The sequence below is a fragment of the Pantoea sp. At-9b genome, from assembly GCF_000175935.2.
Lineage (GTDB): Bacteria > Pseudomonadota > Gammaproteobacteria > Enterobacterales > Enterobacteriaceae > Pantoea.
This window is the reverse complement of record NC_014837.1, coordinates 2,962,341-2,974,460: the sequence shown is the minus strand read 5'-3', so window position 1 is coordinate 2,974,460 and position 12,120 is coordinate 2,962,341. Positions and strand designations below refer to the sequence as shown.

The window sequence follows — 12,120 nt, the reverse complement described above, 5'->3', positions numbered from 1 at the left end:
CAGTTTTGCGCGATGAATCGTGCCGCTACGGCGTGTGCACCCAATCGTAGCGGCGCGATTTATCGCGCACGTCTTTACAACCCCGGCGCTTTCCACATTGAAGTGGTCAGTCCGTTATCCACTAACGCCAGCTGATCCGCATACACCTTCTGCCATACGGTCTTCTGTTGTTGATACAGGGCATGGTGGGTCGCATTGGGGGTAAATTCGCGCTCCCAGCGCACCAAATCCCGGCCAGTCTCTGCCAGATTGGCGTACAGCCCGGCCCCTACACCCGCCGCAATCGCGCAGCCCAGTGCGGTGGCTTCTTTGACCTGCGGCACCTTCACCGTCAGGCCGGTGACATCGCTGAGGATTTGGCTCCAGAGCTTGCCCTTGGCACCGCCACCGGCAAACACCAGATGCGACGCCCGCACGCCGGAAAAGGCGGCGACCTGGTCGAGGTTGCAGGCTGAGACAATGGCAGCGTTCTCCTCCAACGCACGGAACAGGGTTTGCTTATTACAGCGTTCGGGATCGATAGACAGATTAATAAAGGAGGGCGCGGCGTGATACCACTTATTGAAATGCATCGCGTCAGAGAACACGGGCATCACTCCCCAGGCACCGGCCGGGACACGCGCGGCCATCTCTTCCAGCAGGCTGTAACAATCAACCCCCAGCCGCTCTGCCAGCAACTTTTCCTCACCGCAAAATGCATCACGAAACCAGCGCATGGTTAGCCCGGTAAAAAAGCTGATGGCTTCGGCCTGCGCCATTCCCGGGATCACGTGGGGATTAATGCGGATATTCATTGCCGGATCAACCTGCGGCTGGGGCAGATTGACCACTTGTTGCCAGAAGGTCCCTCCCAATACCGCGGTTTCCCCGGCCCTGACCACGCCTAACCCCAGCGTACCGAGCTGGACATCGCCACCGCCCATCGCGACCACGGTCCCTTGTTGCAGCCCACAAGCTTCCGCTGCTTGCGCGGTGACAGCGCCGAGCGGCGTGCCGGTTTCCGCGACCGGCGACAGGATATCGCCACGCAGACCGGCCATCTCCAGCAGGTCGGGACGCCAGTTACGGGTAGATAAATCGAGCAGGCCAGTGGTCCCGGCATTCGAAGGATCGACCGCCAGTTCACCGCTGAGGCATTTCGCCAGCCAGTCGCTAATCATCGTCAGCGTGGTGGCCTGACGATAGATATCGGGACGATGATGCGCCAGCCACAACAAGCGCGGCATGGCACCCAGCGCCAACGTTTGCCCTGAGCATTGGTAGATTTCACGCTCAAACTCGCCGTGATGAATCTCTTTCAGTTCGCTGACTTCACGGTTGGCACGGGCATCGACATTGGCGCAGGCCCAGATGGCGTCACCCGCCTTGTTATACAGCACGATACCTTCGCGCATCGAACAACAGGCGACGCCACGAATGGCGCTGGCCGGCAGTTGTGCCTGATGCAGTGACTGGCGAATGCACTGACAGGCGAGCTGCCAGTTTTTGGCCAGATCAAACTCCATTGAACCGGGCACATCGGGCAGGGCAAGGTGCTGCCATTCCGCTTGTGCCACGGCAATTTGCTCGCCTTGCAGGTTAAAAATCACGGCGCGAATGCTGCCTGTACCGGCGTCGAGCGCCATCAAATGCGGGGCGTGGGATATCGTCATCTCAGTAACTCCTGCAAAAATCTGACTGGATCGACCCCGCCGCAGGGCTACGACAATAATGCCAACATCGCGCGGGCTGTTTCCTCTTCTGTCACCAGCGCATTAATCCGCGCCCCCTTGAGGGCGGCAATAATCGCTTCGGCTTTTTCAATACCGCCAGCCACCCCCACCACCACCGGAATGGTCGCCAGTTCATCAGGGCTGACGGCTATCAATTCATCATGTATCGGCATCGCCTCAGCCAGTTGTCCGTCGTGGCTCATAAAGTAGCCGAGGATGTCGCCGACCGCGCCTTTACGGCCATACATCAGCTGTTCACCTTCGCTGATATATCCCGAGCGCAAAATCGTGGCCTGCCGTTTCTGATTGAGTGCACCGATGCCGACAATCGCGACATCGGCGGCACAGGCAGTCAACATCACATCCTGTACGCTGCGTTCATGACGCAAAATTTGCGCGACGCTGGCACTGGAGGCACGCAACGGCGCAGGGATAATGCTGATGCCACAGGCAGGATCTAACTGCCCAATCCCGGTCATATACGGCCCCACACCGCCGGACAGCGTCACCATGCGGATTTGCTGTGAGGCGATAAAACCACTCAGATGTTGCAGCGTGTTCATGCTGGTCTCACCAAACCCCACCCCCAGCAGCTGCTGCGGTTGCAGCAGCGACATCAACATCTGCGCCGCCCCGACCCCCAGTCGCTGGCTGAGATTGGGGCCGGTCAGTTGCGGCAGCACCCGCACCTGCTTAAGGTTAAAGCGCGCCAGCAGCGCATGTTCCAGTGCCAGACAACCCTCATAACGTGAGTTGATCTGCACGCGGATCACCCCGGACTGACGGCCCTTCTCCAGCAGGCGCGACACTTTCAGGCGCGTCAAACCGAGCCGTTCGCCAATTTCGTTCTGTGTCAGTCCGTCGTGGTAATAGAACCAGGCGGTGCGCGCCAGCAGCTCTTCTTCACTCATACTGTTTTCCACAGTGAGACCCGTTGCCGGGATAAGATCGCTTTTCATGATGAACACTTTATAAAAAGTAAATCAATTGTTCGTTCAGGGTGTTAAAGAAAATGTGAAGTTGCTGGCAGTTCGCACAACAAGTTCGCCACAATCATACGCGCCATTGTCACGAAATAACAATCTGTGACCGCTGCGAGAGATTTATCGAAAAAGCTTATCCAGGATTGTGAACATAATGTTTTTAAAAAATCATTTGTTCGTAACGGGAGTGGCGATGGCGCAGGAACAGGATCACGGACAGCTGTTACACATTACCGGGGTGAGCAAGGCCTTCTCCGGCGTGCCGGTGTTGCGTGGTATCGATTTTCAACTGCTTAGCGGGCAGATCCATGCGTTGCTGGGCGGTAACGGCGCGGGCAAATCGACGCTGATGAAGATCATCGCCGGAATTGAACAACCGGATAGCGGTACGATCCGGCTTGTCGGGCAGCCTCTCACCCTGATGACACCGGCCAAAGCGCACCAGTGCGGCATTTATCTGGTACCGCAGGAGCCGCTGCTGTTTCCCAGCCTGACGGTGCGCGAAAACATTTTGTTTCGTCTGCCGCGAGGGCAGGCCGAACAACAAAAGCTGCACACTTTACTCAGCCAGATGGGCTGCGCGCTATCGCTGGATGCGCTGGCAGGCACCCTCGCCGTGGCCGACCAGCAACAGGTGGAGATTCTGCGTGGCCTGATGCGCGACGCCCGGGTACTGATTTTCGATGAACCCACCGCCTCGCTGACGCCGGTAGAAACCGAACGCCTGTTTCGCCTGATCCGTCAGCTCGCTGCGCAAGGCGTTGGCGTGGTGTTTATCTCCCATAAACTGCCGGAAATCCGCGCGCTGGCACATCAGGTCAGCGTGATGCGTGACGGCTGCGTGGTGCTGCATGGCGATATCGGCAGCCTCAATGATGACACGCTGGTGGCGGCGATGATGCCTCCCGAACGGCAGCCGCCCCTCAGCGCTGAGCAACAACTGTGGTTGCAGGCGGGTAACACGCCATCCGGGCGCCAGGGTGAGGTGTTGTTGCAGGTGGACGCGCTATGCGGTGAAGGTTTTCGTGAGATCTCTTTACAGGTCAAGGCCGGTGAGATCCTCGGGCTGGCGGGCGTAGTGGGTGCGGGACGCACCGAGCTGGCAGAAACCCTGTATGGCTTACGTCCCGCCAGTAGCGGCTCAGCACGTTTGCTACAGCAATCACTGCTGGCACTGTCGCCAGCACAGCGTCTGCGTGCCGGATTGGTCTATCTGCCGGAAGATCGGCAAACCTCGGGTCTCTATCCGGATGCGCCGCTGGCGTGGAACGTTACCGCATTAACTTTGCCACGCCGTAGCTGGTGGCTGCGGCCCGCGCAGGAGAGGGCAGTGCTGACGCGTTACCAACGGGCGCTGGGTATCAAATTCAGCCGTAGCGACCAACTGGCACGCACCCTGTCTGGCGGCAATCAGCAAAAGTTGCTGCTGGCGAATTGCCTGGAAGCGATGCCGAAAGTGCTGATCGTTGATGAACCCACGCGTGGCGTGGATGTGGCAGCGCGCGCTGACATCTATCAACTGCTGCGCTCTGTGGTGGCGCAGCAGATCGGTTTGATCATTATCTCCTCGGATCTGGATGAAGTCGCGCAGCTGGCGGATCGCGTCGTGGTCATGCATCACGGGGAGTGGGTCGGTGAATTAACCCAGTCGGCGGTCAGTGCCGAAAATATTGTCCAGATGGCCTGGGGACGAAACGCTCAGGCGGCAGGAGAACATCGATGCTGAAATACCTGCAAACTCACCGTGAGCTGAGCACGCTGCTGGCTATTCTGCTGCTCTTTATGCTGCCGTGGCTGCTGGATCGGCAAAATGTCAGCCTGCAACTGGTGGGGATGATTTTTGGCAGCGCGCAGATCGCCATGCTGCTGGCGATGGGGGCGACGCTGGTGCTGTTGACCCGCAACATTGACGTCTCCAGTGGTTCCACCATGGGGTTGTGCGCGGCGGTGCTGGGCATCCTGTTGAATCAGGGGATGGCACTGCCACTGGCCTGTTTCCTCACGCTGGCAACCGGCATGGGTGCCGGATTATTTAATGGGTTGCTGGTGACCGGGCTGCGGATTCCAGCGATTGTCGCCACGCTTGGCACCCTCGGGCTGTATCGCGGCCTGATGCTGCTGCTGACCGGCGGGAAATGGATTGAAGGGCTGCCCGAGCAATTGAAAACCCTGGCCGCGCCGCTGTTTGGCGGGGTATCGCCACTGGGCATCATGGTGTTACTGATTGCCGTGGCGATGATGCTGTTCCTGGCGCGCAGTGCGGCGGGCCGTAACTTTTATGCCACCGGCGATAACCTGCAAGGGGCGCGCCAGTTGGGCGTGCCGGTCAATCAGGTACGCCTGCTGGCGTTTACCGCCAACGGGGCGATGGCCGCGCTCGCCGGGATGGTGTTTGCCGCACAAATTGGCTTTGTACCCAATCAAACCGGTACCGGCATGGAGATGAAAGCGATTGCTGCCTGCGTTCTTGGCGGAGTAAGTCTGCTGGGCGGTTCCGGCACGCTGCTGGGCGCGGTGCTGGGGGCGTGGTTCCTGACGCAAATTGACAGCGTGCTGGTGCTGCTGCGCTTGCCCGCCTGGTGGAACGATTTTATCTCGGGGCTGGTGTTGCTGCTGGTGCTGGTGATTGATGGGCGTTTACGCCAGGCGTTGGCACGGCGTTTACATCGTCAACGCTACGCGCGCTTTTTAACCCCGCCGACACGAAAAAAAACGCAGTTAACCCGCCACCGACATCGGCGACGCGCCGGGGAGCGACCGAATGAAACGCTATCTGAACTGGGAAGGGGCGCTGGCGCTACTGTTGGTTCTGGAGATCTTGCTGTTCGGCTGGGCCAATCCACGGATGTTGAATATCGATACCTTATTGTTTAGCACCAGTGATTTTATCACCGTTGGCATTGTGGCATTGCCGCTGACGCTGGTGATTGTCAGTGGTGGCATCGATATCTCCTTTGCGGCGGTTACCGGTTTGTGTGCCATCGCCCTCGGCATCATGTTGCAAAGCCACTGGCCGTTGCCTGCCGCCTTGCTGTGTACGTTGTTGCTCGGCAGCCTGTGCGGATGGCTCAACGGGGCGCTGATCCTCTGGACCGGCGTCAACCCGCTGGTGATTACGCTTGGCACCCTTTATCTCTATGGCGGCGGCGCGCTGCTGCTTTCTGGTCTGGCCGGAGCCACGGGTTTTGAAGGCATCGGTGACTTCCCGGCCAGCTTCACCGATTTAGCCAATCTCACTCCGCTGGGCATACCGATGCCGTTGCTGCTGTTTACGCTGCTGTGCCTGGTGTTTTGGTTACTGATGCACCGCACCCGTACCGGACGCTATGTGTTTTTGCTGGGCCAGAACCTGCGTGCTGCGCGTTATGGTGCACTGCCGGTCAACCGCACCTTGCTGCTGCTCTACAGCCTGGTTGGCCTGGCATCCGCCGTCGCGGCGGCGGTAATGAGCGCCTATTTCGGATCTGCCCGCGCTGATCTTGGGGCACCTTTATTAATGCCCGCCATCACCGCCGTGGTGTTGGGTGGGGCAAATATCTACGGCGGAGCCGGTTCGGTGCTGGGCACGGCGCTGGCGACGTTGGTGATTGGTTTTTTGCAGCAGGGTTTGCAAATGGTGGGAGTGTCGAGTCAGGTCAGCAGTGCGCTTTCTGGTGCCTTGTTGATCCTTGCGGTGATCGGACGCTCCTGGAGCCTGAATCCAGGCATCGTGCGCCAGCTTAGCCGGCGCTTACGGGCGCGCTTCACGCGGGAACGTGCATCTTACCAGGAGTAAAAATCATGAAAATGCAGCGGTTATCACTGGCGCTTTGCTGTGTACTGGGCGTGAGCTTCAGTTTGCAGGCAGCTGAGCGCATCGCCTTTATCCCCAAGCTGGTCGGCGTGGGGTATTTCACCAGCGGCGGCAAAGGTGCCACCGATGCCGGAAAAACGCTGGGGGTGGATGTGACTTATGATGGCCCGACCGAACCAAGCGTCTCTGGCCAGGTTCAGATGATCAACAACTTCGTCAATCAGGGTTACAACGCCATTGTGGTCGCGGCGGTGTCCCCGGATGGATTGTGCCCGGCCTTGAAGCGCGCCATGCAGCGTGGCGTGAAGGTGCTGACCTGGGATTCGGATACCAAACCGGAATGCCGTTCAATCTACATTAATCAGGGCACACCGACGCAATTGGGTAGCATGCTGGTGGATATGGCGGCCAGCCAGGTGAAAAAAGACAAAGCCAAGGTGGCGTTCTTCTACTCCAGCCCGACGGTGACGGACCAAAATCAATGGGTCAAAGAAGCCAAAGCCAAGATCGCTAAAGATCACCCGAATTGGGAGATTGTCACCACCCAGTACGGTTATAACGATGCGACGAAATCGTTGCAGACCGCAGAGGGCATCCTGAAATCCTGGAACGATTTGGATGCGATTATCGCCCCGGATGCCAATGCGTTGCCCGCTGCGGCACAGGCGGCGGAAAATCTCGGGCGCAAGGATGTCACCATTGTGGGTTTCAGTACGCCTAACGTGATGCGCCCGTATGTCAAACGTGGCACGGTGCAACAGTTTGGCCTGTGGGACGTGGTCAAGCAGGGCAAAATCTCGATCGCGGTCGCCAACCAGTTGCTGAAGGGTAACCTTAATCCGGGGGATACCTTAGAGGTGCCTGACGTGGGGAAAGTGACGGTCTCGGACAACAGCGTGCAGGGCTACAATTACAAGGCCAAAGATAACGGCATCGTGCTGCTGCCTGAACGGGTGGTGTTTACCAAAGACAATATCGATAACTACGATTTTTAAGGAGCGAACGAATGGAAGTCACTTTGGTGGAAATTAATGTCAAACCTGACTGTATCGACGCATTTTTACGGGTTTTTCGCGAAAATCATTTAGGTGCCGTGCAGGAGCCGGGCAATATGCGTTTTGATGTTCTACAGGACAGCAAGATACCGACGCGTTTTTTTATTTATGAAGCTTACGCGGATGAAGCGGCGGTACTGGCCCATAAAAAAACACCGCACTATCTCGCCTGCGTCGACGCGCTGGAGGCGCTGATGTCCGAGCCGAGAAAGAAAACGGTGTTTAACGGTATATTTCCCTGATGGTTCCGGGCCGGGCCGGGTTGTTGCAGTTGGCACTGAGCATATTTCGTTCGCTATGGGCACTGGCAGTTGCATTTCGCCGGTGCGGCGACCGAGCAAAGGGTGCCTGGCCGCACCCTTTGCAATCCCGGGCCTCGCGCCAGCCTCCCTCGCCGCTACGCGGTGTTTTTGCGCGATAAATCGCGCCGCTACAACTGCCGACGGACCGGCGTCGATTCGCTCCTGCTCAACGCCGCCTTTCGCCGCATCCATGCGGCTCATCCTGGCAGCGTTCACTCGCTCAGCGAGTCCGGATGGCGCCCCACCTGCCGCTGCAGCTGCCGTTATCTTTTTGTTTGTTTCTTTTCGCTTTTTGCTTTTTTTCTGCGGTCTTTCAGGCGGTGGGGTGGGCGGCATCCGCAGCGCCGAGCGCAGAGGGAAGGCCAGGACGAGCCGCATGGATGCGGCGAGAGAGCGGAATGAGCCATGGATGGCGAATCCGCGCGGTCCGTGCGGCCTGAGTGATAAGCGAGGGGACAGCGCTATGCGCTGCGCGAGGACGCCGCAGGGCGCGGATTGCAAAGGTCCGCGCCCTCGGACCTTTGCCCGTCCGCCTGCACGTTGCAGCTGAAACTCCCCAATGCCTGGCGGGCGGAACTTTCTCAGAGCCAGACCGCTGCCGTCTGGCGGGCGGAACCTTCTCGGTGTTAAACCGCCGCCTGCCGGTGCGTATGCACCATATAATTCACATCCACCCCGCGACCGAGGCGGAACTGGTTGGTCAGCGGATTGTAATGCAAACCAATCATCCCCTGTTCACGCAGCGACGTCTCATCCACCCAGTTCAGCAACTCTGCCGGACGGATAAACTTCTTCACGTCATGCGTGCCGCGCGGCACCATGCGCATCACATATTCGGCACCGAATACCGCTAAAAGCCAGGCTTTCGGGTTGCGGTTGATGGTGGAGAAGAACACTTCGCCGCCAGGTTTTACCAGTTGCGCACAGGCCAGCACCACGGAACGGGGATCGGGCACATGCTCCAGCATCTCCATGCAGGTCACGACGTCATATTCCCCGGCATGGCTGGTGGCATGATCTTCCACCGTTTGCTGTACATAATTAACGCTGACGCCGCTTTCCAGCGCATGCAGACGCGCCACTTCCAGCGGTTCAGCGCCCATATCTAATCCGGTGACATTGGCACCTTCACGCGCCATGCTTTCCGCCAGAATGCCGCCGCCACAGCCAACATCCAGTACCTTTTTGCCAAACAGGCCGTTGCTGTGCTGGGCAATCCAGCCAAGACGCAGGGGATTAATACGGTGTAACGGCTTGAATTCACCCTCTAAATCCCACCAGCGCGATGCGACTGCCTCAAACTTGGCAATTTCGTTGTGATCGACGTTCTGGCGGCTTTCCTGCGGTTGTTCATTCATTGAATCATGACTCCAGACAAAATGTGGCCTCAGTATAAACGCTTAAGCACAGCCCGCGCACCTCTCAGTACAAATGAAAAGCGGTATTAAACCGCGCTTAACATTCACCGTGAGCAAGCTTTGTGATATACTTTCGCACCTTTGAAATCCGGGATTATGTAGAGGGATAGCGGCTCCATGAGCGACCTTGCGAGAGAAATTACACCGGTCAATATCGAAGAAGAGTTGAAAAACTCGTACCTCGATTACGCCATGTCGGTCATTGTTGGCCGAGCCTTACCCGATGTACGTGATGGCCTGAAGCCGGTGCATCGCCGCGTACTCTTCGCGATGAGCGAACTGGGTAACGACTGGAATAAACCCTATAAAAAATCTGCCCGTGTCGTCGGTGACGTAATCGGTAAATATCACCCGCATGGTGATTCTGCCGTTTATGACACCATCGTTCGTATGGCCCAGCCTTTCTCCCTGCGTTACATGTTGGTAGACGGTCAAGGCAACTTCGGCTCCATCGATGGCGACTCCGCCGCAGCGATGCGTTATACCGAAGTGCGCATGGCCAAAATCGCCCACGACCTGTTAGCGGACCTGGAAAAAGAGACCGTCGATTTCGTTCCTAACTATGACGGTACAGAGCAGATTCCTGAAGTTCTGCCGACTAAAATCCCCAACCTGCTGGTAAACGGTTCTTCCGGTATCGCCGTAGGTATGGCAACCAACATTCCGCCGCACAACCTGCGCGAAGTGATCAACGGCTGCCTGGCGTATATTGATGATGAGAACATCAGCGTTGAAGGGCTGATGGAGCACATTCCGGGGCCTGATTTCCCGACCGCCGCCATCATCAATGGCCGTCGTGGTATTGAAGAAGCCTACCGTACCGGTCGCGGCAAGATTTATATCCGTGCCCGTGGCGAAGTGGAAGCTGACGCGAAAAGCGGTCGTGAAACCATCATCATTCATGAACTGCCGTATCAGGTGAACAAAGCTCGCCTGATCGAGAAGATTGCCGAGCTGGTGAAAGAGAAGCGTGTCGAAGGCATCAGCGCCTTACGCGATGAATCTGACAAAGACGGCATGCGCATCGTCATCGAGATCAAACGCGATGCCGTCGGCGAAGTGGTGCTCAACAACCTCTACTCGCTGACGCAGTTGCAGGTATCGTTCGGCATCAACATGGTGGCGCTGCATCAGGGCCAGCCGAAGATCATGGCGCTGAAAGAGATCCTCGAAGCTTTCGTTCGCCATCGTCGTGAAGTGGTGACGCGTCGTACCATTTTCGAACTGCGTAAAGCCCGTGACCGCGCCCACATCCTGGAAGGCCTGGCAATCTCGCTGGCGAATATCGATCCGATTATCGAACTGATTCGCCGTGCACCAACGCCGGCAGAAGCCAAAGCAGGATTGATCGCGCAGTCATGGGATCTCGGCAACGTGGCAGCGATGCTGGAACGTGCCGGTGATGACGCGGCCCGTCCGGAGTGGCTGGAAGCGGAATTCGGTATTCGTGATGGTCGCTATTACCTGACTGAGCAACAGGCTCAGGCCATTCTGGATCTGCGCTTGCAGAAACTGACCGGCCTGGAGCACGAGAAGCTGCTCGACGAATACAAAGAACTGCTTGAGCAAATCGCTGAATTGCTGCATATCCTTGCCAGCGCAGAGCGCCTGATGGAAGTGATTCGTGAAGAGCTGGAAGCGATGCGCGACCAGTTTGGCGACGATCGTCGTACTGAAATCACCGCTAACAGCGCCGATATCAACATCGAAGACCTGATCAATCAGGAAGATGTGGTCGTGACGCTGTCGCATCAGGGTTATGTCAAATACCAGCCGCTGTCGGACTATGAAGCCCAGCGTCGCGGTGGTAAAGGCAAATCCGCCGCGCGTATTAAAGAAGAAGACTTTATTGATCGTCTGTTGGTGGCCAACACCCATGACACCATTCTGTGCTTCTCCAGCCGTGGCCGTCTCTACTGGATGAAGGTCTACCAGCTGCCGGAAGCCAGCCGTGGTGCGCGTGGTCGTCCGATCGTCAACCTGCTGCCACTGGAAGCCAACGAGCGTATCACCGCCATTCTGCCGGTGCGTGAGTACACCGAAGGTTTCAATATCTTTATGGCGACCGCTGACGGTACCGTGAAGAAAACGGCGTTGCAGGAGTTCAGCCGTCCGCGTAGCGCGGGCATCATCGCCATCAACCTGCGTGAAGACGATGAGTTGATCGGCGTGGCGCTGACCAACGGCAGCGACGAAACCATGCTGTTCTCGGCGGCCGGTAAAGTGGTGCGCTTCGCCGAAGCGGCGGTGCGTGCGATGGGCCGTTCTGCCTCGGGTGTGCGTGGTATCAAACTGGCTGAAGGTGACAAAGTGGTGTCGCTGATTGTGCCGCGTGAAGAGGGTGCCATCCTCACGGTAACGCAGAACGGTTACGGTAAACGCACCGCGAACAGTGAATATCCGACCAAATCCCGTGCGACTCAGGGGGTGATCTCGATTAAAGTCACCGAGCGTAACGGACCGGTCGTCGGTGCGGTGCAGGTGGACGACAGCGATCAGATCATGATGATCACCGATGCCGGTACGCTGGTGCGCACCCGCGTGTCGGAAGTCAGCGTGGTGGGTCGTAACACCCAGGGCGTGATTCTGATCCGTACTGCGGAAGATGAAAACGTGGTCGGTCTGCAACGTGTGGCTGAACCGGTAGAAGAAGAAGAACTCGATTCTATCGACGGCAGCGTGGCGGAAGGCGATGATGATATCGCGCCGGAAGTCGACAGCGACGATGACGCGCCAGATGCGGATGAAGAAGAGTAATCCGTCAGGCTAAGTATCAACGGCAGGTCAGGGCAACCGACCTGCCGTTTCTTTTTCTGAGTTTTCGCCTCAGCGGGCGCTCTGTCTGGCTTTTTAGGGA

General features: G+C 57.7%; 9 protein-coding genes. 6 read left to right on the top strand and 3 right to left on the bottom strand.

The window, feature by feature from the left end:
• Positions 1 to 74 precede the first annotated feature (74 nt).
• Entirely contained in the window at positions 75 to 1,652 is a 1,578-nt protein-coding gene (lsrK, locus tag PAT9B_RS13645) for an autoinducer-2 kinase (RefSeq protein ID WP_013509864.1), read from the bottom strand.
• Between the two features lie 47 nt (positions 1,653 to 1,699).
• The gene (gene lsrR, locus PAT9B_RS13640) at positions 1,700 to 2,671 is read right to left on the bottom strand and encodes a transcriptional regulator LsrR (protein WP_013509863.1); all 972 of its coding nucleotides are present in this window, start codon (positions 2,669 to 2,671) and stop codon (positions 1,700 to 1,702) included.
• 217 nt (positions 2,672 to 2,888) lie between these two features.
• On the opposite strand from lsrR, the gene lsrA reads away from it, so the two are divergent.
• From lsrA to lsrG, 5 genes are read left to right on the top strand one after another with little or no spacing between them, the layout of a single operon-like run.
• Positions 2,889 to 4,421 (top strand): autoinducer 2 ABC transporter ATP-binding protein LsrA, encoded by a 1,533-nt coding sequence (gene lsrA / locus PAT9B_RS13635; protein WP_013509862.1) that lies wholly within the window; start codon positions 2,889 to 2,891, stop codon positions 4,419 to 4,421.
• Positions 4,415 to 5,569, top strand: coding sequence for an autoinducer 2 ABC transporter permease LsrC (gene lsrC / locus PAT9B_RS13630; protein WP_013509861.1), 1,155 nt, complete (start codon positions 4,415 to 4,417; stop codon positions 5,567 to 5,569). Before lsrA ends, lsrC begins: the two co-directional genes overlap by 7 nt.
• Positions 5,457 to 6,470: an autoinducer 2 ABC transporter permease LsrD gene (gene lsrD / locus PAT9B_RS13625; RefSeq protein WP_013509860.1), complete on the top strand. Its 1,014-nt coding sequence runs from the start codon at positions 5,457 to 5,459 to the stop codon at positions 6,468 to 6,470. Before lsrC ends, lsrD begins: the two co-directional genes overlap by 113 nt.
• 5 nt (positions 6,471 to 6,475) lie before the next feature.
• Positions 6,476 to 7,483, top strand: coding sequence for an autoinducer 2 ABC transporter substrate-binding protein LsrB (gene lsrB / locus PAT9B_RS13620; RefSeq protein WP_013509859.1), 1,008 nt, complete (start codon positions 6,476 to 6,478; stop codon positions 7,481 to 7,483).
• Positions 7,484 to 7,494: 11 nt separating this feature from the next.
• On the top strand, positions 7,495 to 7,785 hold the full coding sequence (gene lsrG, locus PAT9B_RS13615; RefSeq protein WP_013509858.1) for a (4S)-4-hydroxy-5-phosphonooxypentane-2,3-dione isomerase: 291 nt from the start codon (positions 7,495 to 7,497) through the stop codon (positions 7,783 to 7,785).
• A 686-nt stretch (positions 7,786 to 8,471) separates the two neighbouring features.
• On the opposite strand, the gene ubiG is transcribed toward lsrG, so the two are convergent.
• Positions 8,472 to 9,203 (bottom strand): bifunctional 2-polyprenyl-6-hydroxyphenol methylase/3-demethylubiquinol 3-O-methyltransferase UbiG, encoded by a 732-nt coding sequence (gene ubiG, locus PAT9B_RS13610; protein WP_013509856.1) that lies wholly within the window; start codon positions 9,201 to 9,203, stop codon positions 8,472 to 8,474.
• Positions 9,204 to 9,380: 177 nt separating this feature from the next.
• Here ubiG and gyrA point away from each other — a divergent pair, with 177 nt between their 5' ends.
• A complete protein-coding gene (gene gyrA, locus PAT9B_RS13605; RefSeq protein WP_013509855.1) occupies positions 9,381 to 12,020 on the top strand; it encodes a DNA topoisomerase (ATP-hydrolyzing) subunit A in 2,640 nt (879 codons plus the stop codon).
• Positions 12,021 to 12,120: the final 100 nt, after the last annotated feature.